Source organism: Mesorhizobium sp. WSM4847, assembly GCF_055811335.1.
This window is the reverse complement of record NZ_JBVVPY010000009.1, coordinates 1-25,076: the sequence shown is the minus strand read 5'-3', so window position 1 is coordinate 25,076 and position 25,076 is coordinate 1. Positions and strand designations below refer to the sequence as shown.

Here is a 25,076-nt window from a genome sequence, read left to right as displayed (position 1 = left end):
CAGAACGCGGAGCATGTTTTTCTCGCCAAGGAACCGAAAACCCGGCTCATTTTGGAAAAGCGGTACAATCAAAGGAGGACGTCAGATGAGTGACAAGCAGGCGAATCCAGACCGACAACCGAACCGGCGCGACATTTTGCTGACCGGAGGATCTGTGCTCGCCATTTCAGCTGTCGCATCCGGAATAGCCACGAGCGCGAAAGCTCAAGCAGCCGGTGCAAAACCCAACATCCTCGTCATTTTCGGCGATGACGTCGGTTATTGGAACCTCAGCGCCTACAACCGGGGCATGATGGGCTATCGCACGCCGAACATCGATCGGATCGCCAAAGAGGGCGCGATCTTCACCGACCACTACGCCCAGCAGTCCTGCACAGCCGGGCGCGCCGCATTCATTACCGGCCAATCCTGCTTCCGCACCGGCCTGCTGAAGGTAGGCCTGCCGGGTGCCAAGGAAGGGCTGTCGGAGAAGGACCCGACACTTGCGGAACTGCTCAAGCCGCAGGGCTATGTTACCGGGCAATTCGGCAAGAACCATCTCGGCGACCGCAACGAGCATCTGCCCACCGTTCACGGCTTCGATGAGTTTTTCGGCAATCTCTATCACCTCAATGCCGAGGACGAGCCTGAGCATCCCGACTACCCGAAGAACCCCGAGTTCAAGGCCAAGTTCGGTCCACGCGGCGTGATGAAATGCAAGGCCAGTGCAACCGACGATCCTACCGAGGATCCGCGGTTCGGGCGGGTGGGTAAACAGGAGATCGAGGACACCGGTCCGCTGACGAAGAAGCGCATGGAAACTGTAGACGAAGAGTTCCTCGGCAGCGCGCTCAATTTCATCGACCGCTCGAACGCCGACGGGAAGCCGTTCTTCTGCTGGTTCAATTCGACCCGGACCCACATCTACACGTTTCTCAAGGAGGCTTCGAAGGGCAAGACCGGCTTGGGCATCTATGCGGACGCCATGGTGGAGATGGACGGCATGGTTGGCCAGCTTCTGGGCAAGCTCGATGACCTCGGCATCGCCGACAACACCATCGTCCTTTGGACGACCGACAACGGCGCGGAGGTTTTCTCGTGGCCGGACGGCGGCACCACGCCCTTCAAAGGCGAGAAGAACACAAACTGGGAAGGTGGCTACCGCGTGCCGTGCATGATGCGCTGGCCGGGCGTCATCAAGCCCGGAACCGAAATCAATCACATAACGTCACACGAAGATTTCGTGCCGACGCTGGTCGCAGCCGCAGGCGAACCAGACGTGACGGCCAAGCTGTTGAACGGATACGAAGCTGCTGGCAAGACGTTCAAGGTGCATCTGGACGGCTACAACCAACGCGACGTGTTAGCCGGCGAAGGCGAAGGCAAGCGCCACGAATACTTCTACTGGACCGATGACGGCAATCTCGCCGGCTTGCGTTACGAACGTTGGAAGATGGTCTTCCTCGAGCAGCGCGAGGAGGGGCTGGCCGTGTGGGAGAACCCGCTGATTCCGCTGCGGTTCCCGAAGCTCTTCGACATCAAGGGTGACCCGTTCGAACGGGCGCAGACGGATGCCGGGGAATACGCCAGATGGCGTGTCGAGCACGCCTTCGCGCTCGTGCCGGCGCAGGCTTATGTCGCCAAACACCTGCAGACCTATGTCGAGTTCCCGCCTCGGCAGAGGCCCGGCAGCTTCGCACTCGACCAGGTCCTGGCGAAACTGCAGGAGGGTGGCAGAAACTGAGTCTTCGCTCTAATGGGCCGCGCTCGCACTATCGGCAGGCGCGGCCTCCAGGCCAACGCGGAAGCAGGTCAATGGCAGTCGCAAACAACAATCCTTCGACCGAGACCATTGCTCAGAGGGCAAAGAACGAATTGCGCGAGTACGCGCTCCTGTCCTTGTATCTATTCGTCTGCTTTGGTGCGCTCATTCTCTACAAGGCAGCGATCCTTGGCGAGGAGGGCATCAGCTATCTGCCATCAGGGCTGGCGGCCATCAAGGCACTGATCCTGGCGAAGTTCATAATGCTCGGGCAGATGATCCGCTTGGGAGACCGGCGTGGAGGAGGCAGAATCGCCTACGTTATAGCCTACAAGGCCTTGCTCTATCTGATCCTGCTTCTCGTTCTCTCGGTCCTCGAGGAAGTCGTCGTCGGTTTGATTCATGGGCGATCGGTCGCCGCCTCGCTCGCTGAGTTCGGAGGCGCCAAGCTGCCTCAGACGCTGGCGACAAGCCTGATCATGCTGCTGATATTGATCCCCTATTTGGCGTCCAGGGAACTGAATGTCGCCCTCGGCGAAGGCAGGCTCTGGACGCTGCTGTTCGAACACCGTTCCGCTCAAATTTCAGAAAGCAAAGGTGTCAAGCCATGACCGTTCTCGCTCGCGCCGCCAGGCGCTATTTGCTGCCCCTTTTTCTGTTGATGGCGATTGCGCCTTCCGCGCAAGGCGCGGAAGTACTCGCGTCATGGAACGAAGGCGAGGCGAAACAATCCATCGTGCGGTTCGTCGAAAGCGTGACCAAGGAAGGGTCGGCGGATTTCGTGCCTGTCCCCGAACGCATCGCGGTGTTCGACAATGACGGGACGCTGTGGGGCGAACAGCCCATGTATTTTCAGCTTCTGTTCGCGCTCGACCGGGTCAAGGCGCTCGCTCCCCAACATCCCGAATGGAACACGCAGGAGCCCTTTGCCTCGCTGTTGAAGGGCGATGTGAAAGCGGCGCTAGCTGGCGGAGAACACGCGATCCTGGATATCGTGATGGCCGCGCATTCCGGCATGACGACCGACGAGTTCGAACAGATCGTCCGCGACTGGTTTGCGAGCGCAAAGCATCCGAAGACAGGCAAACCCTACACGGAGATGATCTACCAGCCGATGTTGGAGCTGCTGGACTATTTGCGCGCCAACGGTTTCAAGACATTCATAGCCTCGGGCGGCGGCATCGAGTTCGTGCGAGTATTCAGCGAGCAGGTTTATGGCATTCCGCCCGAGCAGGTAATCGGCAGCAGCGGCAAAATGAAATTCGAGTTGAAAGGGGACCAGATGGTTCTCAACAAGCTGCCGGAAGTTGATTTCATTGACGACAAGGCGGGCAAGCCGGTGGCCATCCAAAAGCATATTGGGCGGCGGCCGATCGCGGCCTTCGGCAATTCCGACGGCGATCTGCAGATGCTGCAATGGACCTGCGCCGGACCAGCCCCGCGCTTCTGCCTGTATGTCCATCATACAGACGCGGAGCGCGAATGGGCCTATGACCGGCAGTCAAGCATCGGCCGTCTGGACAAGGGTCTCGACGCCGCAGCCGATTCTGGTTGGACGGTTGTCGATATGAAGAAGGATTGGAACCGGGTGTTCGCCTTCGAGAAGTAAGGAGTCGGAGCAAGACGATGCGTCAAGTTGTGGAACGCCGGGCTCAATCTACACAGGTCGAAGAGCCATTCCTGAACATGGTCTGGATTCCTGGCGGTACATTCCTCATGGGATCGGACAAGCACTATCCCGAGGAGGCGCCGGCGCATAGGGTGACAGTGGGCGGCTTCTGGATGGACGCCTGCACCGTCACCAACCGCGAGTTTGCCCGCTTCGTCGATGCAACTGGTTACGTCACCTCGGCCGAACGTCCCGTAAATCCCGACGATTATCCCGGAACGAAGCCGGACATGCTGGCGCCATCGTCCGTGGTGTTCAGCAAGGCCAAACAGCGTGTCGATCTTCGCGATCACTACAATTGGTGGGTCTACGTGCGCGGCGCCAATTGGCGCCATCCGCGCGGGCCGGCGAGTTCGATCAAGCGGCTGGCCGACCATCCGGTCGTGCATGTGAACTTTGAGGATGCCGAAGCCTACGCATCGTGGGCGGGCAAGGAATTGCCCACCGAGGCCGAGTGGGAATTCGCGGCGCGTGGCGGGCTCGACGCGGCCGAATTTGTCTGGGGCGATGAAATGACGCCTGATGGACGACACATGGCCAACACCTGGCAGGGCGAATTCCCGTGGCGGAATCTCTGCGAGGACGGCTACGAGGGGACGTCACCCGTCGCCTCCTTTGCCGCCAATGGCTACGGCCTCTACGACATGGCTGGCAATGTCTGGCAGTGGACCACGGACTGGTACCAGGAACACGGCAAGATCGACAGCCCGTGCTGCACGGTTGACAACCCCCGCGGTGCCAAACGGGACGACAGCCTCGATCCACGGCAGCCGCAGATCAGAATCCCGCGCAAGGTGATGAAAGGCGGATCGCATCTTTGCGCGCCCAACTATTGCCGGCGCTACCGCCCGGCCGCGCGGATGGCGCAGCCCGTCGACACGTCGACGTGCCATTTAGGTTTCCGCTGCATTGCACGCAGAACGTGACAAACACTGCCAAAAACGCCCGGCGCAAAGCCTGCCGGGACAGAGACAGACAGGGAGGATCGAAGCATGACGGGCAATGAGATGTTGAAGGTCGGCGCGGCGGCGCTGGCGCTGCTGCTTGCCGGGTTTGGTTCGGCGCATCCTGTCCTTGCACAAGAACAGGTCGCGGCGGCTGACGCATCCGGCGATGCGGCGGCCTCGCCGGAGCCGTTGAGCGCCGACGAGATGGAGGTCCTGGTTGCGCGGATTGCGCTCTATCCGGACGAGCTGATCGCAGTGATCACTGCGGCAGCGCTCTATCCGCTTGAGATCGTCGAGGCGGCGCGCTTCCTCGACCGCTACGAGAAGGACAAGAGCCTGAAGCCGAAGGAGAGCTGGGACGGCTCCGTGGTGTCGCTGCTCAACTATCCGGACATCGTCAAGATGATGAGCGACGACCTCGAATGGACGCAGACGCTCGGCGACGCCATCGCCTACCAGCAGAAGGACGTGCTGGTTGCCATCCAGCAGCTGCGCGACGAGGCGGTCGCCAAGGGCGTGATCAAGACCGACGACAAGATCCAGGTGGTCAAGGAGAACGACAACATCGTCATCAAATCGGCGAGCCCCGAAGTGATCTACGTCCCGCAATATCCGCCGCAGATGCTTTATGAGCCCAACTATGTGTGGGAGCCGATCCGCTATTATCCCGACCCCTATCCCTATTACTGGTATCCCGGAGCGACCTTTTTCGCCGGGGCGGTGACCGGCGCCATCTGGGCCGCCGCCGTCGATTGGAACGACTGGGGCGTATGGGGCGGTCGCTGGAACGGCAACGACATCAACATCGACTGCAACAATTGCTTCAACAACCGCGACTTCAACGGCAAGATCAACATCAACGACGTCGACTGGAAGAACATCGATCGCAGCAAGATCAACATCGACCGCGACCAGTTCAACAAGTTCGACCAGACCAACATCAGGAACCGGATCGAAAAGAATGGCGACAACGCCATCCGCGACCGCGCCCGCGACATCAAGAAGAACGACAAGCTCGCCAACAGGGCGCCGGGCAAGACGGCCGCAACGAGAGACATCCGCAAGAGCACGCTCGACGGGCTGAAGGCGAAGCCCGCCAACGCCATCCGCCCCGCCAAGCCCGCCAACATCCAGACACCTGCGGACAGGCCTACCGCCAACCGCCCGGCGGCGAAGCCGGCCAAGGTGAACCGTCCGGCTGGCAAGCCAAAACCTGCGGCAAGGGTCGATAACCGGCCGAAGAAACCGTCGGGGCTTGGCAACGTCGATCGCGGCAAGGCGACCAAGGTCAGCTCCAACCGTGGCCACAAGTCGATGGGCGGCGGCCAGCGCGGCGGTGGCGGCCACAAGCAGATCAAGCGCGGCGGCGGCGGACGCGGGCGTTAACGGAACGGGAGGACAGGATTATGACACAGATGTTCAGCACCACCCGTCACACGGGAGTTTTGCATACGATCCTTCTCCGCTCTGTCTGCGCGGTGGCGCTTGCAGTGGGCATCGCCGTCTCGCAGCCAGCCGCTGCACAGGATGCGCCGGATGCGCCGGAGATCACCGCCTTTGCGGCCGCCGCCGAGCCGCCTGTCTTCGATACGCCCGAGGCAGCGGTCGAAGCAATCAAGCAGGCGCTCAACGACGCCGGCAACGGTGCGGTTGCGGCCCTACTCGGCCTCGATGCGGAAAAGCTGAAGGCCGACGAGAACGCCGACGAGACGCTGGCGGCGATCAAGGAGGGTGTGGCCAAGCAGCTTGTCCTCGATGGCGAGGGCGACCGCCGCACGCTGCAGATCGGCGACAAGCTGTGGCCGCTGCCGTTTCCGCTCGTCAAGGGCGAGGACGGCAAGTGGGCTTTCGACACCTATGCCGGGCTCGAAGAGATCGTGAACCGGTATGTCGGCGAGAACGAGCTCACCGCGATCGAGACGATGCGCGCCTATGTCGATGCGCAGGAGGACTATGCGGCTCAGGACCGCGACGCGGACGGCGTCGAGGAGTTCGCGCAGAAGCTTATCAGTACTGAAGGCATGACCGACGGGCTCTACTGGCCGACCGACGACATCAACGGTGAGAGCCCGGCTGGCGCCAATATCGATCAGGCCGAACTTCAGGACGCGGCCAAGGGCGAAGGCTATTTCGGCTACAAATACAAGATCCTGACCGGCCAGGGCGATCAGATCGCCGGCGGCGCCTACGACTACGTCATCAACGGCAACATGATCGCCGGCTTCGGCCTTATCGCCTGGCCGGCCAAATATGGCGAGACAGGCGCAAAAACCTTCGCCGTCAACCAGCACGGCGTCGTCTACGAGGCGGATCTCGGGCCAGCCACCGAGCAGATCGTCAAATACATCGACCGCTTCAATCCGGACGATACCTGGCAGGTCGTGGGCGACTGAGAGAAATGGATCAAAAGCCGGGTTATTTTCGAGTCGATCGGCAAAACCCTGCGCTGTGGCAGAAGAGGTGGTATCGAATTGAGCTTCGCATTCATGGCCAGACCCGGCCACCAGTCCGTCGTCAGGCCGCGCGCCTACACCATGATCCGCAGGCCTTCGCGGCCAACGGCATCAATTTCGCCCAGCCGACGGTGCAGGTCGGGAACGACGAGAAGCAGGCGGCTGCCGCCGCGGCCAACGTCTTCGGCCAGTTGGAGGCGCAGCTCAGGCGCGCCCGGAATGGTCGTGAACGGCATACGTCCAGGCGCTTGGCCTTCGCCAGCCGCTCCCTTCACCGCCGTCGCAAAAATTCCAGCTTCAGCCGGTTGATCTGCTCCGCGGTCCATCCCCGAACGTCAGTCACTTCGATCCAGGCATCGATGTAATGCTCCGGCGCATAGACATGCCCGTACCCCATCGGGGCCGTTGTGGCCATCGCCATGTCGACGGTGAGTTGGAGAAGCGTCACCACCGGATACCATTTGAGCTCGGGAGACACGTCGGAACCGCGCGGCCCCGCCATCCATTCCGGCTGTCGGTACAGGGACGGGTAGTCGAAGAACGTCACCGGGTCGCTCGCATATTGAAGATAGACGATCCGCATCGGTCCCCAATGTGCGTACGGGATCGCCAGGCCGTTCTCCTGGCTCGTGAACCGCACATACGACCCGTCCCTGAAGCGTGGCAGCCAGGCCGGCGATCCTCGCTCACGATCGTCGGTGACGGAACGCCAGATCCTGCTCGGAAACGGCGGGCCGCTCCAAAGTGCCCCCTGATACGGGTCGCCTATCACTTCGAACAACTCGGCGGATAGCTCGGAGCTCAAGGCGCCAAGGCTCAGCCCATGCAAATAGAGCCTGGGGCGGCTTTCCTCGGGAGCTTGGCCCAATGGCTGTAGATTTCCGCAAAAAGGGTACGAGCGGCCTCGGCGCCATAGCCGGGCTCGACCAGGAGGGACAGCCAGCTTGTGAGATACGAATACTGCATGGCGACGCTCGCGACGTCGCCGCCGTGGAGATATTCGACGGTGTCCATTGCAGCAGGGTCTATCCAACCGGTGCCTGTCGGCATCACCACGATCAGCACCGAGCGATCGAATCCGCCGACGCGCTTGAGCTCCTCGAGGGCCGCAGCGGCAATGCCGATCACGTATGACACGCGTTTCGGCACGATCCGGCCAAGCATTCGCGAGATGAACAGGAACGTGACCTGAAACAATCGCGCCAAGAGGATCAAGAGCACGAAGGTCAGCAACGCGATCAGACCGATCTTCAGGGGGTGCGCAGTGTCTACCGGCTCGAGCCTCATGAGCCGCCGGATCGAATTTTGCCATTCCGAAGCCTGCCAGAGAAACGCGACGGCAACCAGGATGCAGATGGCCGCAGCGACGAGTTTGATGGCCCGCACGATGCGGCCGGTGGGCTTGGGCAACTCCAGATAGTCGGCCAGCCAGCGCCCGAACACGCCAAGCCCATATCCGGCCGCGAAAGAACATCCCGATAGAATGCCTTGCGTCACAAACGTGCGTGGAAGCAGCGTAGGGGTGAGCGAGGCCGCCAAGAAGAGTGTTCCGATCAGCAGGCCAGCGGCTGAGAAGGAACGCCAGAACCTGAAGATCCAGAACAGACTCATTGGAGCGGCCACGTGCGATCGCTGGAGTGCTTCGAGGCAGCTTGCCGTGCAAGATGCGTCGGCGCAACCCGCAACTGCGCGGAACCACGGCGACGCCACGAACTCGATACCAATCTGGAGCAGTCTTTGTTCTGGAGCAGTCTTTCCAAACTTTAGGGGTGCGGTCGCTCGCCGTTCACCGCGCGTGTCAAAGGAGACTGAGCAGCGCGGCACGATGGCCGAGCTTCATCGTTTGTGGAGGTTAGAAACGGAGTTTGGAACAGAAAGGCCACAACTCACAAAGCGCAAGGATAACAAACGCTTACTGTATATCTGGCGATTCCGCGATGTGCGATGCTTGCCAGCGATGTGCGCGGAGGTGCGCTTGGATTACGCTACGGCCCCTTCCGGCCATCCTCTGTTAGGAGTGTTGCGCAGAACGACAATTGGATGGAAACAGGTGGACAAACGGCCATGGCGGCATCACCTGACGACGCTGCTGCTGCTGCGCGCGGGCTATGCCTACGTGCCTTACAAGCTCGCTGGAGAGCGTGATCGAGCAGAACAAGGAAGTTATTACCTGTCGCTTCGGCGGACGCAGGGGACGATCCGGATGGATGCGCCGGACTGGAACCCATGGCTGGAGTTCTTCCTGCGGCCTTGCAGAGCCAAAAACAGTACCTCGAGAAGAAGATGGAGCGCGAGCAAGTCATGCTCGCTGCGCTGCCGGAGTCATCGGTCCCGATCCTCGAACTGGCGGGTGAGCATGGCCGGGCTACGGTGGCCGAGACCGCGAGGGTCAGCGGCGCGAGCCGCAACACGATCAAGGACCATCTGAAGGCGCTGGTCGAGCAGGGCCATCTGACTAGGCATTGCTCAGGTGCCTGGACACCAGAACGCCAGGCTCGAAGCAGCAAGTATGCAAATTGGTGAAAATTGCCGGAACCGGCTTAGCTTCGAGAATCGCCAACGCCTCATCGGATGTCCGTGCCTGTCGGAGTCGCGCCCGAACCTGAGATGCCCGAAGCAGCCGGCATATTTGGGAAAGGGCAGGGAGGAAGGCGGACGTGGCAGAGGCCGGCCAAAGTATAGTGTAAATGAGGTCGACGGGATCGTCGTCCGGGCCGTCGAAATCGATAGGCTGAGCCAAACGTGTCAAAGACGCGGCAGGCGAAGAGATCATACCGAGCAGAGCGTGGGGGATCGCGACGCCACGACCGATGCCCGTCGAGCCGAGACACTCTCGGTCGAAAAGACCACGGATAACCATCTGGCTGATTGCTTTCCCTTCGTCACAAGATCAAGCGAAATGTCTTGTTCTGACAGGATGGGGGAGATCATCAGGGTCAACCTCCGTGTCGATCCAGACGCGATCGCAAATGAGCGTTCAGCCGCACTGGTCAAGCAGGACAGAGTTCTCAGTGGACTGAGGAGTGGAGATGAGGCTGGCTGTCCCGGACGCGAACTCTCTCGCGTCCGGGCTAATGGCCCGTTTTGAGGCGTTTAGGCTCCCGCCGGAAATTGAGGCTGAAAATATTCATAGCAATTCAGAGGTAGTGGAAGATTTTTGAAAATCAAGCAAAACAGGTACGGGCCTGACTAACAGAAATAATGCTTTTAAATGCCAGTTATTTTCGTTTGACGAACAGAACAGTCTCCTGCTTGCTAGCTGGGCGCGAACACGCCGTGTCAGAAAGTGAAAATCGAATTTTTAGACGGACTTCCAGATCTTCAGCCGTCGCAATTTTTATTTCAACCAGGAGATGCCGTGATGAAAAAACTCGTCCTCGCAGTTGCCTTGACAGTGGGCAGTTCGCTTTGCGCCATGGCGGCGAATGAGGTCACCAAAGCTCCGCCAGCCGCTCCTTACGAACAGGTCAGCAAGCTTGTGAAACTGCCCGACTTCCTGCCGGGCATGGGCCAACTTTTCGTCGATCCGACGACATTGCCTGCCGGACCATTCCTTGCCTATGACCACGATGGCGAGCTTGTCAGCACGATCTACATGCTGCCGATCAAAGACCTCAATCCGGACAAGCGTTTTGACGACCTCGCTTCACCCGGCGGCAATGTCGACCATGTGGACGTCTACTACAATGCCGGCCATCCGGGGGTAGAAGAGCCGCATGTCCATGTCGTGCTGTGGCATGTTTCGGCGGCTGACGAGGCACAGGTCGCCAAATGACACTGACGCGTCGTGAGATACTGGGCGCTGGCGGCGGGCTCGCCGCCGCCCTTTCCCTCTCTTCTCTGGCCGTGTTGGGTGGCGAGATGATCGAAGTCAAGATGCAAGGGCGCGACGACGGTTCACACGTCTGGTTCGACCCGATAGGCATTCTGATCAAACCAGGACAGACGATCCGCTGGACCAATCTCAATCCCGGCAATTCGCACACGACGACGGCATACAATCCCACAAACTTCGAGCGGCCGCTCCGCATGCCCAAAGCGGCAAAATCTTGGGATTCTGACTATCTACTGCCCGACGAAAGCTTTTCGGTTACTTTCACCGAGCAGGGGGTCTATGATTATTACTGCATTCCGCATGAGCATGCTGGAATGGTCGGTCGTATCGTCGTCGGCGAGCCCGAGGCGCATGACTGGACGGAGCTAACCGGAGCGAAGGGAGACCTACCGGAAGAGGCCGTCAAGGCCTTTCCGATGGTCGAAGACATCATGACGAAAGGGATCGTGCGGCGCGCCTAGGCATGCGTGCAGGATGCGTGACACCAGCAACAGGAGAACCCAAACGACGATGCGAATGGGAGCCCGAGTTTCCTGTTTGTCGTCAATGATCGATAGGGGCGACCATCATGACCGGCAGCGCGTTTCCATACGATAATGAAACACGAGCGAAGCGCGACGAGCGTCAGGTAGATATGCCTCTCGGTGCTCGGGCCGCAGCCCAACAACGTGAGCGTGCCACACATCGGCTTGCCGCCTTAGGCGAGATGACTGGCGGTATTGCCCATGATTTCAGAAACCTCCTGGCAGTCATCGGATCCGGCCTGAGGCTTGCCGAAATAAGAGCCGAGGAGCCCGAAAGCGTGAGGACCTACATTGCTGCAGCGCGGCAGGGAATCGATCGAGGTATCGAACTGACGTCACTGGTACTGGCCTTCGCAAAACATCAGGAACTCGAAATCCACGCTGGCAATTTGAATGAATTCCTCAGGTCTTTTGAGCCTTTCCTGAGATATGGCGCAGGCCCCGATGTCCGCGTCAAGCTGGAGCTTGGTTCCGATATCCCGAACTGCTTGATCGACCCGGCGCTGTTCGACTCTGCAGTGCTTAATCTCGTAATGAACGCACGAGATGCGATGCCAAGTGGCGGGGAGATCCGCGTCACCACTGAGCGACTGGTGCAGACGGCCCCGACGCCTGACCTGCCCGGGCCCGAAACCTACGCATGCGTTCGCGTCAAGGACGATGGTTGCGGCATGGCTCCGGAAGTCTTGCGAAAGGTGTTTGATCCTTTCTTCACGACGAAGGGTGAGAAGGGCACCGGGATAGGGATGTTGCAAGTGCAGGCATTGGCGCAAATGGTTGGTGGTCGGATCCGGATAAAGAGTGAGCGAGGGATTGGAACAACGGTCGACCTTCTGTTCCCGTCAATCCAAGCGGACCTTTAGACGCCCAACAACTCCTACAATTTGATGTCGGCGCTCGCGACGGAATGCAATCCTGCCAGGGCAGGACCTACCACGCTCTCGTCCGCACTTGCGGATTGCACCGCGTAAACCGGATAGGAGAACTGCGGCATTTCAGGCACAAGGTGCAGCCGGCCGGCCTCCATGTGAGGCCGCACAGAACTCATCCTGAAATATCCGGAGCCGCCAGTCGCAAGAACATAGCTCAGTGCGAGCGGACCGAGATCGAAAGAAAGATCCGGAGCAGCACTCGGGAAATTCATCCCGTGGTGAAGTTCAAAATCCGGCCCCCAATCCATATAAACATAATCGGATTCGTCCAGGAGGCGCGCTTCGGAATTGGTCGTCACGAGGACGAGTTTTTCCTCCAGAAGCAGATCGATCTTCAAACCCGGTCTGTGGGGGGGCGCGTACATGATAGCCAAGTCGACCATTCCTGACGCGACCTGATTGATCAAATCCTTCGGCACATCGACGTGTACTCGAAGTGCAATGTCCTGAAGCGACCCGCGCATCCATCGGACCCAATCGAGCAGAAGAGGTTGCGCTAGGCTGACTTCGCTGCCGACCGTCAGAACAGCTCGACGTCCCGGGGGCACGGCAACCTGGTGAAGGGTGCGTTGCCATAGTTGGACGAACATCGGGGCGTGGCGCAGAAATTGCTCACCGGCCGGGGTGAGAGAAGCTCCGCCTTTGTGGCGAACAAAAAGCGCGCGGCCCAATTGCTGCTCGAGGTTGCGAATCCGTGCGCTTACGGTCGTCTGGGCGACATTCAAGCGCTCCGATGCCCGAATGAAACTCCCTGTCGAAACGATCTCGATGAAAGTCCGGGCGAGTTCAATGTCCATAAAACATACAGCATAAAAATTGCGTTTAAATGTCAATCAATTTCGTTTGCTAGATAGCTGGTCAGAGCAATAGGCTTCGAGATTATCCACCCAGCTCTGCGCTGAATCTGCGCAGCGCCGGTGGGAGGGAGCGCAAGCAAATGACCGACAGGAGTTCGACCATGTCCCCAGTGCAGCAGGAACTTATCGTCACCAGTGGTTTGCGCACGGTTGCACCCGCCCGGCACCATTCAAAGGTCGTGAAATTCATCAGCGAGGTCGCCAAGGCGGCGGCCAACGATGCACCGACCTCGGTTGAGATCTTCTCTGACAGCGGCCACTGGTATTGTCGGGTTCGCCGCGGCCATGAAAAGACCCGGCCGATGGGTCCCTATACCAAACAACAGGCCGAGCGGATCCAAGAAGCTCGGAGAATGTCGATCGCAGAAAGAGGAACCTCTCGGATCATGTTCGATTAAGCGAGGATCTCACGATCACGCCGGCCTGACGGCAAGATCCACTGGCACGCGGGACGATTCCGAGGGTGAGCCCCATCAGTAGAACATCCCTTCTGTCCGCATGCTGGTTTGTGAGCGCGTCGTGCGCTTAAGACAGGAGAAAGGAATACGAAACGAATCGTTTTGACCTCGGCCGTGTTGGCGCTTTCCTCCGGCCTTTCCTTTGCCCAGACGACGAGCGGAACTTCGGGCGAGACCTCCACGACCACAACCACGACCACGCTTTATCTGCCGGGCTTTCTAACCCGGCCAGTTGCCGGTGGGCCATTTCTTTAGCGAGACCCACCACCAGGGGCATCGACCTTTTGCATCTGGTCCGCGTCACCGCCATTGGCGACACGTTTCCGGATCGTCTTATCGCAATGCCCCTTGGGCGGCTAATAGCCTGTACTTTTCGAAGATCGCTAGCTTCTGCGGATAGGTGATCCGTACCTTGGCGTTGCACCCGTCGCATCTGAAGTGCGCGATCGTTCTTAGCGCAGAGCCCTTCCTTACCGCCGGATGCGAGCAATCCGGACAATCGAATGTGAGCGCAACATCAGACAAGTCTTGGGCTAAACCCATTTCCATCTCCTTCGCAAGCGCTGTGGCTACACTCTGGCGGGACTCAATGGGGCAATGCAGATGCGAATGCCAACGCGGGACTAGAACAATTCGTCAGGGAAAGCCGCCCAGCTAGTGCGCCTTCTCTGCGCCCTTTGAGAGACGAAGAGACCTCAATTCATCCAGCAGTTCGCGCTCCTTGGTAGTAATGTTTCGGAAGATTGCGACAATCGCCACCGCTAAGGCCTCGGCATCCCGGCTTGAAGAGTCCATGTGTTCATCTGCGCAAACCTGATCGAACACGCGTTCGCAAATAGCCAGATCATGAGGGCTGAGGCAGGTGCGATTGAAACGCCGACGCAGCATCTGTGCGAACCTTTCAGGGCCTGTTGCCAGTGTTTGCGGCGGATTTTTTTTGTCGATGAACCGCTGAGGCGTGATTGGAATAAGTTTACTCGCTGACCGATAATTGGTCTTTCAATAGTCCCAAAATCAGGGCGCACTCGCGAGCTCTATACTGTCCAGCAATCATAAGTTGGCGGTAATCCCGCAATTTTTGTTCTGGGACATGAAATCCTCGCCGAAATTCCGCCGCCTCTTTCGGAGTTCGTGTGCAACCGAGTCTACTGGCGGTGACTTTCAAACTCGCCAGTGAGCATCCGACCTTGGCTGCAATATCTTTCAAAGGTTCGTTATTAAAATATCCATCAAGAATTATCTTGCGACGAGCTTCTGTTTTGAGGTTTGCGTTCATTTCGTTGCCTCCTCAACTACGCTTTCACCGTGCCAGACTCTATACGCACCACGTTGAAGAGTGTCGTTATCGTCGCATCCAGAAACTTATCTCGGAATGCATTTCTTGCTGTAACCCAGTGTGATAGCCCTCTGTGGACTCGCGTTCAGCTGGTCTTGCCAGATGGCTGTGATACACCACATGATTGCGGTGGCGATGGGCATACCGGAATCGGATACGGCACTACGCGATGGACGCTAAGAGGCAGGACAAGGCGCTTGCGAGGCAGGCGCTTGAGCGCGATCGACGTCGTTGGCCGCGCGAAGCTCAGCCTTACAATGAGGCTGCCCCGTCACTTGCGCCGGCGCTCGAACCTTTGCCCTTTTCGACGCTCGAACTGGCGCCAGAAGATCAATTCGTCGCTTGGCAGGCGCATATGGCTCCGCTTGTCGAGATCAAGTTGCCGGATGACAAATCGCTCGACGATGGCTTTCCCGCCGACCACACGGCTTGGAACCTCGGCGGCATGCTGATCGTTCAACAGCGCGCACCGGCACATAGTTATATGCGTTCTGCTGCGAAGCTTCGGTCCAGCTCGATCGATCACTGGTATATCGCTTTGCCGCATACTGGCCGGTCGTGGACGGAGGTCGATCGCCGCGTAGCGGAAAACCAGCCGGGCAAATTGGAGATTAGATCGCTTGGCTACCCGTTTCGGGGGAGGGCAACGGAATCCCAAAGTCTCTTTCTCTATTTGCCGCGTGATTTGTTCGCCGATGCGGCGGCAACCCTGGACGCAAAGAATAATTCAATTCTGTCCGGCAACTTTGCCAACCTTTTGCTCGACTACCTCAAGAACATCGAAGCAAGACTGCGCAGTCTCACGGTTGACGATCTGCCCCGCATCGTGCACGCAACACGCAGCATGATCATTGCCTGCCTCTCGCCCCCGGCGGAACATGCCGCGGCCACCGAACAATTGGTGAGTGTCGCGCTGATGGAGCGAGCCCGTCGATACGTCCACAACAATCTGGATGCGGCTCATCTGACGCCGGATTCAATGTGCCGGGCGCTCGGCGTCTCGCGCTCTCGTCTTTATCAGTTGTTCGAACCGAGCGGTGGTGTTCTCCACTACATACAAAGTCGCCGACTTCTGGCAGCCCATGTTGCGCTTAGCAATCCGGCGGACAGCCGGCGCATTGTTAATATTGCCGAAGCCGTCGGGTTTAGTTCAGCGGCTAATTTCAGCCGAGCTTTTAGCAAGGAATTCGGCTACAGCCCCCGCGAAGTCCGAAGCTCCGTGGTGTTACCGCGCCCCGCCCACTCTGTTTCGCATGCCGGACACGAGGAGGCCTCTTCCTTTGAACATTGGCTCAAAGCGCTCGGAAGCTGAGTACAGGATCGGGAAGCTCATGGACCAGAATATTTTCGTGTCGCGTCCACCGCGCCATCAATTATAGCCAATTCCCGATTTATCGACCAACTGTTCATCGATGTCGCCGCGCATCACAGCGGAGCATACATTGCAACTACGCAGCATAAGACACTTGTTGAGACCGCGAGTCGTATGTTTGCCAAGTCAAGAAACAAAGAGATAGAGCGGTTCTGCGGTTCCTTGAAATGACGAACCGCTCTAGCCCGGATTATCTCACCAGCAAAGGGCTGCGTAGGCTGGCGGCGATCCCGGACAGCAATTAGCCGGTCGGGAACGGTGCAAGAGCGCCGCGCCGGGCAAGATATGTACGCCGGGATAAGTATTAGGATGCAAAGCTAACGACAGATCGGCTTCGTGCGTAGATGCTTGCAATGCTTGGCGGGGGCTCGGCGGCTTGGCGGGGGCTCGGCACAGGTGGCAGGCATCATGTTGGGGAGATGTCGTGCTGCCTGTGCCGATAGCCGCCGCTGCGCGGTCAAAGGTGGCGTCATTGAGTAAGCGTGCCAAGGTCGTTGGCGGCCGGCTGGAGTTTCTTCCGCCGCAGATCCCGACTCGGGTCGAGCGGCCGCCTGAAGGTGAGGGCTGGGTCCACGAGGCCAATCTCGACGGCTATCGAACCCAGATCATCATCGATAATGGCGGTGTGCGTCTTTACAACAAGAACGGCCGCGACTGGACCACGAAATACTGGCCCATCGCACTAGCCGTCGATCTGCCATGCCGGACTGCCATTCTCGACGGCGAAGTCATTGTTCCCGGCGAGCAGAGCGCTTTCGATTGCCCTGCGCTGGAAGCGGCGATCTGGAACGAGCCGAGCCGGCTGGTGTTCGTCGCGTTCGATATCCTCCATCTCGACGGCCACGATCTAGGCTCCTTGCCGCTGCTGCAGCGCAAGCAGGCGCTGTGGCAACTGATTGAGCCTGGCCTCGGCAAGATCCAATACAGTGAGCATTTCGAGGGCAGCGCGCTGGCGCTCTTCCGCACCGTCGAGAAGATCGGGCTCAATGGAATTATCTCGAAGCGCGCCGACAGCCGCTACAGGAGCGGACTGTCGAGCACATGGCTGAAGGCCAAAAAATTTGAAAAAGCCGACTCCCGAGTTGGGGGTCGTTTATGAGCCAGGCACGGCTCCAATGCCCTGATCGCTGCTCACGGGCGTCCTCACCGATTTGAGGCCTACGCGGGCGGACGCGACGCGCATACCAATCTGGCGGAACAAATCATGATCATTCTCATTGTGGTGATCATCAAGGGAGATTGATCATGGGTGACCGGCACAACCCAAAAATCGAGGCACCGGCAAATGTCGAAAAGGACCCGGAAGATTGGATCAGCGGAGATGATCCCATGACCCCCGCACAAGCCTCCTATTTGAAAACTTTGGCCGAACAGGCCGACGACCCTGACGCCTATGCTGACGGCCTCAGCAAGGCGGAAGCCTCTAAACGCATCGATGCACTCCGGGAGAAGTTAGGCCTGTAGTGCCCGCTCGTGGCTGTTGGCCTCCGGCGACGGGGCCGTTCCATCGAACCCGACAGCGGCTCTGTCCAGTTTGTTACCGTGGTCTGACCCCGGGGATGAGTTGCATTGCGTTCTGCAACCGCTCGCTGGATAGTCCTGGCGATGTTGCAGACCTTGATGACTCATTGGCCCCAGGTCCTCGCGATCATTTCGGTGGTGATGGCGGCCATCGGCATCGTCCACGCCATAATGACGAAGGAAGACGTCCGCGCCGCCACAGGTTGGGTCGGCGTGATGTTCCTGTCGCCATTCCTCGGCGCGATCATCTACGCCGTTGCCGGCATAAACCGCATTCGTCGTGCAACGATCAGCGCCATGCGGCCCCCTTCCAGCGAGGCGGCTTCCGCAAAACATGAGCGCAACTTTGCCGCCGAGGAATTGATTGCCGAGCGGTACGGCCAACGCTTCACCGGCCTGAAGACATTGGGCGACAGGGTGGCCCGGCGTGCCCTGACCTCGGGAAACGCGATTGCGATATTGGAGACAGGTGACGAGGCCTATGCCGCAATGTGCCGAGCGATTGATGGCGCTCAACGCGCTATCCTGCTCGAGACCTACATCTTCGACAATGACGATGTCGGGCGGCTTTTCGTGGAATCTCTCGCCGGAGCCGTCCAGCGGGGTGTCAGCGTTCGCGTGCTGATCGATGCCGTCGGGGCGCGTTACTCCGTCCCCAGCATTCTTGGGCGCCTGCGAGAGGCAGGAATCACAGCAGACCTCTTCAACGGCAACATTGTCATGGGCCTGCGTCTTCCCTACGCCAACCTCAGAACGCACCGGAAAATCCTGGTCGTCGACGGCACGATTGCGTTCACCGGAGGGATGAACATCCGAAAGGGATTCTCAGCCGAGTTCGCCGGCTCCTCCAGCGCGAGGGACACGCATTTTCAGGTCACCGGGCCGGTCGTGGCCGACCTTTTTTCGGTTGCCGCCGAAGATTGGCGCTTCGTGAGCGGCGAGCTCCTGAAAGGCGACACCTGGCAAGTGGCCACGCTTCCCGCGGCTCCCGGTCAACCAATGCTGGCGCGGGCGGTTGCATCCGGGCCGGATGCCAGCATCGAAACGAACCACAACTTGCTGATCGGGGCATTTTCCGTCGCCCGCAAATCGATCCGCATCATGTCGCCCTATTTCCTGCCGGATCGGGAACTGATCAGCGCGCTGACGACCGCAGCCAGGCGAGGCGTCGAGATCGACATCGTGGTACCGGCGATGAACAATCTTTTCCTTATCGACCGGGCGATGACGGCGCAATTCGATCAGGTCCTGAAGCACTATTGCCGCGTATGGCGCACGCAGGGCTCGTTCGATCATTCGAAGCTGCTGTCGGTCGATGGAGTTTGGGCTTTTATAGGATCCTCCAATCTTGACGCCCGGTCCCTGCGGCTGAATTTTGAGATTGATGTAGAGGTTCTTGATGCAGGCTTTGCCGCGGAGATTGAAGCGCGGATCGGATCGGCAATCGCCTCCGCCACGTCTGTAACGATCGAAACCTTGAGAGCCCGGCCATTCATCGTCCGCCTGTTCGACCGAGTGTTGTGGCTGGGATCGCCCTACCTTTAGAGGCTTTCTCGTTCTGCCCGGGGCAATTCGGGCGACGCAGCCATCGCTCCTTTCGAGCGCCGCATCTCGTCAGGGCAGGAAGCAGCGATTGCAGATCCTGTTTGAGTGAGACAAAGCTAAGTCTTGAAGGTGGTGAGGACGAGCAGCAGACTCATGCAAAGAACTGGACATAGCTTTCCTGCAAGTGTGCTCAAATCCATTCGCGACAGAAAAAAGCAGAAGGCGAAGGCTGCGCCGTCCGAAGGGGCACGCCCCGCGGGGACTCTGGTCGCATCTTACAACGTTCACAAATGCGTGGGCGTCGACAGAAAGTTCGATCCCGAACGAATCGGTCGCGTCATCCGGGAAATCGGCCCGGATGTCATTGCGTTGCAGGAAGCGGACAATCGCTTTGGAGATCGTGCCGGCCTTCTGGATCTGCTGCGTCTCGAATTGGAAACAGGCCTGGTGCCGGTGCCGGTGTCCGGAAACGGCAAAGGACACGGCTGGCACGGCAACGTTCTGCTTTTCAAACGGGGCATCGTTCGCAATGTCCATCAGATAAAGCTCCCGGGGCTGGAGCCGCGCGGAGCCCTGGTTGCCGAAATCGATCTGGACGAGAAACGAACTCTGCGCATTATCGCAGCCCATCTCGGCTTGCTGCGCCGATCGCGCTCCGAACAGGCCCGTGTCGTGCTCGAAATCATGAACAGACCGGACGAAAAACCAACACTGCTGCTCGGCGATTTGAACGAATGGCGACTCGGAAACCGTTCCGCGCTGAATACGCTGCACACGACTTTCGGTCCCGCGCCACCGGCGGTCCCCACCTTTCCATCGAGTCTGCCGCTGCTGTCGCTCGACCGGATCATGGCAAACCGACACGGAATGATCTCATCCGTCGAAGCCCATGACACGCCGCTTTCGCGGGTCGCCTCCGATCATCTGCCGCTTATAGGATTCGTTCGCCTGTGATGTAGCTGCCGAGCCCCATGAATGGAGATCGGTTCAAAGGGAAGCTCTAGCCGGACTGACGGAGCGGGGCGGCCCAGCGGCTTTGGTTGCGGAGGAGGTCGCTGGGCCTGGCGAGCCTTCGGGGGCGTGCTCCACTTGGCTGATGAATACGTGAGTTAAAGCTAATGCAATCGAAACCTCGGTTGCGGGCTCCAGCGGCACGCCGTCAATTCGCACGGGGCGGGCGGTTTGCTCCAGTCCGGAAATTCCGATTTGGAGGCCGCCATTGCACAGCTGCCCTGCGACATGCGAGTTTGTCAACCAAATGGCTCATCATGGGAGTCTCGTCATGTCCATTCGCCGGATTGCGTTGACCTCGGCAGCGGTCACGCTTGCCTTCACAACCCTCGCCCAGGCCAGGCCGGACACCCGCGCCATGACCTGCCAACAGACGCAGGCGCTAATCCAGAGCCATGGCTCGGCGGTGCTGACCACCGGCCCGAACACCTATGCCCTCTACGTCCGCCGGTACAGCAATGCGTGCGACTGGTCGGAAATCCCAGCGGTAGGGTTTGTGCCGACGCTCGATGGCCAGTGCTTGGTTCATCGATGCAGAGAGCCGCTCTACACTCCTCCCGGCTGACGGTGACGAGCATAGCTATTCTGCTGCGCCTTTCGGCAGGTAGCCCTTTTCGCGCAGATACGTGGTCAGGATCTTCTCGACCATCGATGACACAGACCGCATGTACTCGTGTCGGCCTCGCCTGGCAAAGCCGATCATCACGAAACCAATGGAGTTCCATCCAGTGCGAACCGCAACGATGGTCATTGCCAATCCCGCAACGACGCAAAGCATCACGGCTACTTGGAGCAGCCAACTCCCAAAGAACTCAGGAGTCATGTTCCCCTCCCACCGCGGGTAAGCAAATGATCTCCCCAAGCCGTACTCAGCATCGCGCGGCAGGGCAGAGCGTCAAGCCTGATCGCGTAAGCTACCCCGGCAGCAAGCCGGCCCGCTCAAAGATCCGGGTGGCGCCGTCGGCGGTGATGAACGCCGCGACGGTCGGGCCTTTTTTGCCAGGAAACTCGATTTGAACAAAGCCAGCCTGACCTTCCGTAGTCGAGAGGCCATATTGCGGGTGCCCATGCACGAAAAAATCGCTGGCAGCGAACCGGACATCAAACATCGCCAGTAGCGTGTCTGCTTCAGGAACGTCCACGAGTTCGACGGCAACGTCGATATCAGCGGGCTTAACGACATCCTTTGACCGGCGCCGACCAGACCGCCGGGAGCCGAAAATCCAGGCTCGGCCTATTCTCTGTTGAGATCTAAGGAAAGCCAGTAGTCCTTCGAACTCCAAGTCTGTCAAATGCAGATCGAAGGCTCCCGTGTTCCTGGGCGGTAGGTCATAGCTCACTTCGCTTCGCCGGCCTCATGTGGCGGGCCCTTCTCTACTGGAAGAAGTAACTCTGGCAAATCGATGAATTACTTAGATAAATCAACGGCAGATGGCGGAGGGAGAGGACCTGAAATCCAACCTTCTCCGCGGATCCGCGATCACCTTCGTAGTCGGGGTGTTCGGCTGATGCTGTTCAGTCGACGTGTTCAATCTGTGGACCTGGGTCCACCGGCGGAGCCGGCGCGCAATCCTCCCCCTTGCATTCCTCGACAGGGTTATCGGCTGGTGGAAGGCAGTTTTGGCCCTCGCAATGAACTGCCGGCTCTGGCGCTTCAACATGGTTAGGTGGTACAAGCTGATCCTCAGCGCGAACGGCCGGCATTGCTGCGCTGATCATGCCCGTGCACAAAATCGCAATCCCAAGCAATTTCATTTTCGCCTCCGTGCCTGGCAGCGAGCTGTACCCTACACTTTCAGCTGCGGCTGCATCCTCTCACCCGCGAACGACGTTAACACTGGGTTTCAGTGGCCGGAAGGACGGGCCGGATGACCAGCCTGTCACATGTTGAACGCAGGCCTGATAGGCGGCTGCGGTCGATGTCGTGGGGTCGGGCGCCTCGATGTCGGCGAGGGACGCTTGGATTGGCCGGATCGGCCTAATCGGGGCCGTAGGTGTGGTTGGCGCGATTCCGCGCTGGCGCAGCGCGACGACATCTTGGCAAGTAGTGGATGAATCCAGCGTCTGGTGCCCTCGCTTTGCCGCTGCGATGATTTTGTCGGGGTCGGCTTTCAGGCCAAGCGCCAAGATACGTTCATTAGAGCATGGCGCCAAGATACGTCATCAGAGCATGACGACTTTCTCTTGGGCTGCCAAGCCAACGAGCGCCGGCGTCAGCAGGAGCTGGGCGGCCTAACGCAGGTACCCGCATGGTTAGCTCCCAGGATAGGCAGCTTACCCCTCGCATGTCCTAACGCGCTGGTAGAGAGGCCAAAGGTGCCCCGCTATGGATCAATCCGTCTGGCACCGCAATTGCACGGTCAGCAATGCCGGGTGCCCCAATCCCCGGCACTCATGGGGCCCGTCGCTTCGCAAATGGAACGGCGAGCCCCTTTTGCGTGTCACCCATGCGCCTAAGTGCGCCATTCTCGCGGACAATGCGAACCGCAGCATAGCCCTCAAAGGGACTCAACTGACTTTAGGAGCCTTGCTCGCGACCGGGAATCCGCCCAATAGCAATTTTAAGGCGTCGAGTGCCTCGTCATCCAGCAAATTTGTCAAAGCCGCTCCGTCTGCGACCAAAGTCCGAACGCTCACGACTCCGAACTTGCTACCACTGGGTCGCGACGATCTGAACTGCCACATTCGCGATATTCGCGTTCCCCTGCGAGCGACCTTCAGTCGCGAAGGGCAGTCGCGTTCTGGTTCGCGTGTGAACCATAAGGCCCGGCGAGACGTTTCTGTGCGAGTCCCAAACCATTGACGGCACGACCGTGGAGGAACCCAAGCATCAGCCTGTGCTGCAGAAACAAGACACCCCCGGTGCCTTGGCGAACTTTCCTTACGACCGAATGACTGTCGAACGATTTCGGAAGGCCTTTCCGCGAGCGAGGTGGAGCGACGAGCGCAGGAGCTGGTTTGTACCAGGCAAGACGGCAGCCCGCCGGGTCGATCGCTGGCTGGCGCGTGAGGCCGAGTTGCTGGCGATCCACGGCGACAGCAAGGGGCGGGACGCCTTCGCTTTCGATCCGATCTCCAGTCCCTATCTTGAGATTGCCGAGGATCTGCGCATTCGGACACCGTATTCGATGACCGTCCTTCGGGAACTACGCAAAATTCCCTGGGCAAGTTGGGACGATGAACTCCGGGCGTGGCGCGTGCCGTTTCGGTCCTATGAGGAACTGCGGCGCCGGTGGCCGACAATCGAAGAGGCTGCCCGGCGTAGCGAACCCGAGGAAAGGAAGCGACGACGCGAGGCGGAGAGCGACTCGGAAGCTCAAAGAACCAGGCGGTTGCGATATGCGGAACGCCGACGCCATCGCTATCCGCTGCCATCTGAAGACTCGCCTCCGATGGGCCGCCCCGTCGCCACAGAGCAGTACGGTGTTGTCGTCTTTACCGATGTGTCAGGTGAGCTCGTCGAGCCGTCAGTATTGGCCGCCTTCTATCCACACGCGAGGCGGACGGACATCGACTACGCTTGGGGAACGTGGCGCTCGGCGACGCTGACGGAACTCATCAGGACATGGCCCGCTCGTCGTGAGGCCGGCGAAATGGAGCGTTCCCGGGGCTGGTGGCAGCCGACGCTTACCGAACTTAGAGTTGCTCGTCGAAACGCGCGCGTCGTCGAGCGTCGAAGGCGAAACCGCGATCTCAGTCCAACGTCATGAAACAGGACCGCGACCCGATCGGCCCGCTCTCTCCGCCGGAGGCGCGGCTTTCATTCGTTTGGCGATGCGGCGGTCCGCTGGCGGGGGGGGCCGAGGTTGAAAATCTGTGGTGATCTGTCCGAGTACAGCGATGGGCTGCCTGAGAAAGCCGGCGGTTACCTTTCGGATGCCCTGAGGCTCCGCGCCGCCTCATCGAGTGCCAGCGGATCGTCACCGAGGCGATCTATGAGGTCTTGAGCTTGATCGCCGGTGATGCCTGTTCTCATCGCCAGCGCTTCCGCTGCCTCAACATCCGATTGACCAGCGGCGCGCTTGCCCTGTTTCCCTCGGCTTTGGGCCTGCGCGGGAGCAGGTACGTCGGCGCCGGATATTGCCTGTGGACGAGCACCAAGCGAACGGTCTTCGTTCTCGATTTCCAAGGTCGCCTGATTCCAATGACGCTCGTGCAGACCGTGCGTCTGGCCTTCTCGTTCCCAGATCTCATATGCGCGGCGCCGAATGCGTTCGTGTTTGTCGTCTGACATGGACGTTCCTCCTTATGGGTTCTCACCCAACGCGAAGGAGCGTCGGAACGATCCGACCCTAGACGCTGATTTCGGGAAAAGAGAGACCCGGAAGGCTAGCTACCGGAAGACCGTGCCTGCCGCGTTTGCGACGCCGCGATGCGCCCGGAGCAAATCCTCATGCGCTGCTCGGGAGCCAACACCACGAAGGAACGTGACAGGCTCTCCGATCGTTGAAGGCTTTTGATCGAGCCATATCATGCCATCGACCTCGATACGAAAAATGGCATACGATCCCGACAGCAGAATCCTCTCGGTGTGGTTCGTCGCCAGCGGCAAACGGTACGAGTTTGAGGACGTGCCGCCGGAGATCTTCGCCGCGTTCAAAGCCGCCTTTGCCAAGGGCCGCTTCTTCAACGAACACATCCGCAATCACTTCCGTTACCGTCTGGTTGGACCCGCGGTTGACTGAGCAGCATCAGCGGACGATCTCTCTTTGGCAGGGATGCGGCTCATTCGTCTCGGCCGTCCGGCCAGCCTTGCGAGGGCAAGGTCGGACATCGGAACGAAAGGCGGATTCGCGAATTCTACTGCTAGATAATCGGAATCGTCGCCCATGAGGCTCGCGACCCTCCACCTTGAAACTGCGAGATACGGCGATG

At 59.4% G+C, this 25,076-nt stretch carries 27 protein-coding genes and 1 pseudogene; 19 read left to right on the top strand and 9 right to left on the bottom strand.

Features of this window, described 5'->3' with window-relative positions; translation table 11 throughout:
* Positions 1-85: 85 nt before the first annotated feature.
* The 6 genes from AC0L28_RS14880 (at position 86) to AC0L28_RS14855 (ending at position 6,750) form a co-directional block, all read left to right on the top strand.
* Entirely contained in the window at positions 86-1,723 is a 1,638-nt protein-coding gene (locus AC0L28_RS14880) for an arylsulfatase (RefSeq protein ID WP_287174801.1), read from the top strand.
* A 71-nt stretch (positions 1,724-1,794) separates the two neighbouring features.
* Positions 1,795-2,352 (top strand): hypothetical protein, encoded by a 558-nt coding sequence (locus AC0L28_RS14875; RefSeq protein ID WP_287227924.1) that lies wholly within the window; start codon positions 1,795-1,797, stop codon positions 2,350-2,352.
* A complete protein-coding gene (locus AC0L28_RS14870) occupies positions 2,349-3,350 on the top strand; it encodes an HAD family hydrolase (protein ID WP_128245059.1) in 1,002 nt (333 codons plus the stop codon). The genes AC0L28_RS14875 and AC0L28_RS14870 overlap by 4 nt, the downstream gene beginning before the upstream one ends.
* Before the next feature lie 77 nt (positions 3,351-3,427).
* Entirely contained in the window at positions 3,428-4,336 is a 909-nt protein-coding gene (locus AC0L28_RS14865; RefSeq protein WP_473478286.1) for a formylglycine-generating enzyme family protein, read from the top strand.
* 81 nt (positions 4,337-4,417) lie between these two features.
* Positions 4,418-5,743 carry a DUF3300 domain-containing protein gene (locus AC0L28_RS14860; protein ID WP_473478594.1) on the top strand — a complete coding sequence of 442 codons (1,326 nt, stop codon included), beginning with the start codon at positions 4,418-4,420 and terminating at the stop codon, positions 5,741-5,743.
* A gap of 20 nt (positions 5,744-5,763) precedes the next feature.
* Positions 5,764-6,750: a DUF2950 domain-containing protein gene (locus AC0L28_RS14855; RefSeq protein WP_288141888.1), complete on the top strand. Its 987-nt coding sequence runs from the start codon at positions 5,764-5,766 to the stop codon at positions 6,748-6,750.
* Between the two features lie 134 nt (positions 6,751-6,884).
* Here AC0L28_RS14855 and AC0L28_RS14850 read toward each other — a convergent pair whose 3' ends face one another.
* Together AC0L28_RS14850 and AC0L28_RS14845 are read right to left on the bottom strand one after the other, a co-directional pair.
* The gene (locus AC0L28_RS14850; protein WP_473478284.1) at positions 6,885-7,046 is read right to left on the bottom strand and encodes a hypothetical protein; all 162 of its coding nucleotides are present in this window, start codon (positions 7,044-7,046) and stop codon (positions 6,885-6,887) included.
* Between the two features lie 35 nt (positions 7,047-7,081).
* Positions 7,082-8,421 (bottom strand): annotated as a pseudogene (locus AC0L28_RS14845) (alpha/beta hydrolase).
* A 615-nt stretch (positions 8,422-9,036) separates the two neighbouring features.
* On the opposite strand from AC0L28_RS14845, the gene AC0L28_RS14840 reads away from it, so the two are divergent.
* Positions 9,037-9,333: a winged helix-turn-helix domain-containing protein gene (locus AC0L28_RS14840; protein WP_473478282.1), complete on the top strand. Its 297-nt coding sequence runs from the start codon at positions 9,037-9,039 to the stop codon at positions 9,331-9,333.
* Here the strand turns inward: AC0L28_RS14840 and AC0L28_RS14835 are convergent.
* Entirely contained in the window at positions 9,266-9,670 is a 405-nt protein-coding gene (locus AC0L28_RS14835) for a PTS sugar transporter subunit IIA (RefSeq protein WP_473478279.1), read from the bottom strand. The two genes, AC0L28_RS14840 and AC0L28_RS14835, sit on opposite strands and share 68 nt — an antisense overlap.
* A gap of 501 nt (positions 9,671-10,171) precedes the next feature.
* On the opposite strand from AC0L28_RS14835, the gene AC0L28_RS14830 reads away from it, so the two are divergent.
* From AC0L28_RS14830 to AC0L28_RS14820, 3 genes are all read left to right on the top strand, one after another.
* On the top strand, positions 10,172-10,585 hold the full coding sequence (locus AC0L28_RS14830) for a DUF5602 domain-containing protein (RefSeq protein WP_027153955.1): 414 nt from the start codon (positions 10,172-10,174) through the stop codon (positions 10,583-10,585).
* Positions 10,582-11,106, top strand: a complete 525-nt coding sequence (locus AC0L28_RS14825) for a plastocyanin/azurin family copper-binding protein (RefSeq protein ID WP_027153956.1) — start codon at positions 10,582-10,584, stop codon at positions 11,104-11,106. Before AC0L28_RS14830 ends, AC0L28_RS14825 begins: the two co-directional genes overlap by 4 nt.
* Positions 11,107-11,213: 107 nt before the next feature.
* A complete protein-coding gene (locus tag AC0L28_RS14820) occupies positions 11,214-12,032 on the top strand; it encodes an ATP-binding protein (RefSeq protein ID WP_128172559.1) in 819 nt (272 codons plus the stop codon).
* Positions 12,033-12,046: 14 nt separating this feature from the next.
* On the opposite strand, the gene AC0L28_RS14815 is transcribed toward AC0L28_RS14820, so the two are convergent.
* Complete coding sequence (locus AC0L28_RS14815) at positions 12,047-12,934, bottom strand: LysR family transcriptional regulator (RefSeq protein ID WP_473478276.1); 888 nt, start codon at positions 12,932-12,934, stop codon at positions 12,047-12,049.
* 104 nt (positions 12,935-13,038) lie between these two features.
* On the opposite strand from AC0L28_RS14815, the gene AC0L28_RS14810 reads away from it, so the two are divergent.
* On the top strand, positions 13,039-13,356 hold the full coding sequence (locus AC0L28_RS14810) for a hypothetical protein (RefSeq protein WP_473478273.1): 318 nt from the start codon (positions 13,039-13,041) through the stop codon (positions 13,354-13,356).
* A gap of 714 nt (positions 13,357-14,070) precedes the next feature.
* Here AC0L28_RS14810 and AC0L28_RS14805 read toward each other — a convergent pair.
* Positions 14,071-14,304, bottom strand: coding sequence for a hypothetical protein (locus AC0L28_RS14805; protein WP_023801795.1), 234 nt, complete (start codon positions 14,302-14,304; stop codon positions 14,071-14,073).
* 85 nt (positions 14,305-14,389) lie between these two features.
* The gene (locus tag AC0L28_RS14800) at positions 14,390-14,692 is read right to left on the bottom strand and encodes a hypothetical protein (RefSeq protein ID WP_128172562.1); all 303 of its coding nucleotides are present in this window, start codon (positions 14,690-14,692) and stop codon (positions 14,390-14,392) included.
* A gap of 229 nt (positions 14,693-14,921) precedes the next feature.
* Between AC0L28_RS14800 and AC0L28_RS14795 the strand changes: the two genes are divergently transcribed.
* The 6 genes from AC0L28_RS14795 (at position 14,922) to AC0L28_RS14770 (ending at position 20,766) form a co-directional block, all read left to right on the top strand.
* Positions 14,922-16,064: a helix-turn-helix domain-containing protein gene (locus AC0L28_RS14795; protein ID WP_031255952.1), complete on the top strand. Its 1,143-nt coding sequence runs from the start codon at positions 14,922-14,924 to the stop codon at positions 16,062-16,064.
* 532 nt (positions 16,065-16,596) lie between these two features.
* A complete protein-coding gene (locus AC0L28_RS14790) occupies positions 16,597-17,223 on the top strand; it encodes an ATP-dependent DNA ligase (RefSeq protein ID WP_473478268.1) in 627 nt (208 codons plus the stop codon).
* A 146-nt stretch (positions 17,224-17,369) separates the two neighbouring features.
* Positions 17,370-17,588, top strand: a complete 219-nt coding sequence (locus AC0L28_RS14785) for a DUF3072 domain-containing protein (RefSeq protein WP_091591041.1) — start codon at positions 17,370-17,372, stop codon at positions 17,586-17,588.
* 141 nt (positions 17,589-17,729) lie between these two features.
* On the top strand, positions 17,730-19,190 hold the full coding sequence (locus AC0L28_RS14780; RefSeq protein ID WP_027153962.1) for a phospholipase D-like domain-containing protein: 1,461 nt from the start codon (positions 17,730-17,732) through the stop codon (positions 19,188-19,190).
* A 153-nt stretch (positions 19,191-19,343) separates the two neighbouring features.
* Positions 19,344-20,144 (top strand): endonuclease/exonuclease/phosphatase family protein, encoded by an 801-nt coding sequence (locus AC0L28_RS14775; protein WP_027153963.1) that lies wholly within the window; start codon positions 19,344-19,346, stop codon positions 20,142-20,144.
* Between the two features lie 328 nt (positions 20,145-20,472).
* A complete protein-coding gene (locus AC0L28_RS14770; protein WP_091591761.1) occupies positions 20,473-20,766 on the top strand; it encodes a hypothetical protein in 294 nt (97 codons plus the stop codon).
* Positions 20,767-20,781: 15 nt separating this feature from the next.
* On the opposite strand, the gene AC0L28_RS14765 is transcribed toward AC0L28_RS14770, so the two are convergent.
* Together AC0L28_RS14765 and AC0L28_RS14760 are read right to left on the bottom strand one after the other, a co-directional pair.
* Positions 20,782-21,024, bottom strand: coding sequence for a hypothetical protein (locus AC0L28_RS14765; protein WP_473478262.1), 243 nt, complete (start codon positions 21,022-21,024; stop codon positions 20,782-20,784).
* 91 nt (positions 21,025-21,115) lie between these two features.
* Positions 21,116-21,541, bottom strand: a complete 426-nt coding sequence (locus AC0L28_RS14760; RefSeq protein WP_473478260.1) for a hypothetical protein — start codon at positions 21,539-21,541, stop codon at positions 21,116-21,118.
* A gap of 1,458 nt (positions 21,542-22,999) precedes the next feature.
* Between AC0L28_RS14760 and AC0L28_RS14755 the strand changes: the two genes are divergently transcribed.
* The gene (locus AC0L28_RS14755; RefSeq protein ID WP_473478592.1) at positions 23,000-23,911 is read left to right on the top strand and encodes a hypothetical protein; all 912 of its coding nucleotides are present in this window, start codon (positions 23,000-23,002) and stop codon (positions 23,909-23,911) included.
* A gap of 155 nt (positions 23,912-24,066) precedes the next feature.
* Here AC0L28_RS14755 and AC0L28_RS14750 read toward each other — a convergent pair whose 3' ends face one another.
* Positions 24,067-24,435, bottom strand: a complete 369-nt coding sequence (locus tag AC0L28_RS14750; RefSeq protein ID WP_128178282.1) for a DUF2934 domain-containing protein — start codon at positions 24,433-24,435, stop codon at positions 24,067-24,069.
* Positions 24,436-24,673: 238 nt separating this feature from the next.
* On the opposite strand from AC0L28_RS14750, the gene AC0L28_RS14745 reads away from it, so the two are divergent.
* Positions 24,674-24,886, top strand: coding sequence for a KTSC domain-containing protein (locus AC0L28_RS14745; protein WP_287347436.1), 213 nt, complete (start codon positions 24,674-24,676; stop codon positions 24,884-24,886).
* Positions 24,887-25,076: the final 190 nt, after the last annotated feature.

Excerpts from the sequence above, each read along its gene's own strand:
- AC0L28_RS14880 (WP_287174801.1), top strand. The coding sequence starts at position 86 with ATGAGTGACAAGCAGGCGAATCCAGACCGACAACCGAACCGGCGCGAC.
- AC0L28_RS14875 (WP_287227924.1), top strand. The coding sequence starts at position 1,795 with ATGGCAGTCGCAAACAACAATCCTTCGACCGAGACCATTGCTCAGAGG.
- AC0L28_RS14870 (WP_128245059.1), top strand. The coding sequence starts at position 2,349 with ATGACCGTTCTCGCTCGCGCCGCCAGGCGCTATTTGCTGCCCCTTTTT.
- AC0L28_RS14865 (WP_473478286.1), top strand. The coding sequence starts at position 3,428 with ATGGTCTGGATTCCTGGCGGTACATTCCTCATGGGATCGGACAAGCAC.
- AC0L28_RS14860 (WP_473478594.1), top strand. The coding sequence starts at position 4,418 with ATGTTGAAGGTCGGCGCGGCGGCGCTGGCGCTGCTGCTTGCCGGGTTT.
- AC0L28_RS14855 (WP_288141888.1), top strand. The coding sequence starts at position 5,764 with ATGACACAGATGTTCAGCACCACCCGTCACACGGGAGTTTTGCATACG.
- AC0L28_RS14850 (WP_473478284.1), bottom strand. The coding sequence starts at position 7,046 with ATGCCGTTCACGACCATTCCGGGCGCGCCTGAGCTGCGCCTCCAACTG.
- AC0L28_RS14840 (WP_473478282.1), top strand. The coding sequence starts at position 9,037 with ATGGCTGGAGTTCTTCCTGCGGCCTTGCAGAGCCAAAAACAGTACCTC.
- AC0L28_RS14835 (WP_473478279.1), bottom strand. The coding sequence starts at position 9,670 with ATGGTTATCCGTGGTCTTTTCGACCGAGAGTGTCTCGGCTCGACGGGC.
- AC0L28_RS14830 (WP_027153955.1), top strand. The coding sequence starts at position 10,172 with ATGAAAAAACTCGTCCTCGCAGTTGCCTTGACAGTGGGCAGTTCGCTT.
- AC0L28_RS14825 (WP_027153956.1), top strand. The coding sequence starts at position 10,582 with ATGACACTGACGCGTCGTGAGATACTGGGCGCTGGCGGCGGGCTCGCC.
- AC0L28_RS14820 (WP_128172559.1), top strand. The coding sequence starts at position 11,214 with ATGACCGGCAGCGCGTTTCCATACGATAATGAAACACGAGCGAAGCGC.
- AC0L28_RS14810 (WP_473478273.1), top strand. The coding sequence starts at position 13,039 with ATGACCGACAGGAGTTCGACCATGTCCCCAGTGCAGCAGGAACTTATC.
- AC0L28_RS14805 (WP_023801795.1), bottom strand. The coding sequence starts at position 14,304 with ATGCTGCGTCGGCGTTTCAATCGCACCTGCCTCAGCCCTCATGATCTG.
- AC0L28_RS14800 (WP_128172562.1), bottom strand. The coding sequence starts at position 14,692 with ATGAACGCAAACCTCAAAACAGAAGCTCGTCGCAAGATAATTCTTGAT.
- AC0L28_RS14795 (WP_031255952.1), top strand. The coding sequence starts at position 14,922 with ATGGACGCTAAGAGGCAGGACAAGGCGCTTGCGAGGCAGGCGCTTGAG.
- AC0L28_RS14785 (WP_091591041.1), top strand. The coding sequence starts at position 17,370 with ATGGGTGACCGGCACAACCCAAAAATCGAGGCACCGGCAAATGTCGAA.
- AC0L28_RS14780 (WP_027153962.1), top strand. The coding sequence starts at position 17,730 with ATGTTGCAGACCTTGATGACTCATTGGCCCCAGGTCCTCGCGATCATT.
- AC0L28_RS14775 (WP_027153963.1), top strand. The coding sequence starts at position 19,344 with ATGCAAAGAACTGGACATAGCTTTCCTGCAAGTGTGCTCAAATCCATT.
- AC0L28_RS14770 (WP_091591761.1), top strand. The coding sequence starts at position 20,473 with ATGTCCATTCGCCGGATTGCGTTGACCTCGGCAGCGGTCACGCTTGCC.
- AC0L28_RS14765 (WP_473478262.1), bottom strand. The coding sequence starts at position 21,024 with ATGACTCCTGAGTTCTTTGGGAGTTGGCTGCTCCAAGTAGCCGTGATG.
- AC0L28_RS14750 (WP_128178282.1), bottom strand. The coding sequence starts at position 24,435 with ATGTCAGACGACAAACACGAACGCATTCGGCGCCGCGCATATGAGATC.
- AC0L28_RS14745 (WP_287347436.1), top strand. The coding sequence starts at position 24,674 with ATGCCATCGACCTCGATACGAAAAATGGCATACGATCCCGACAGCAGA.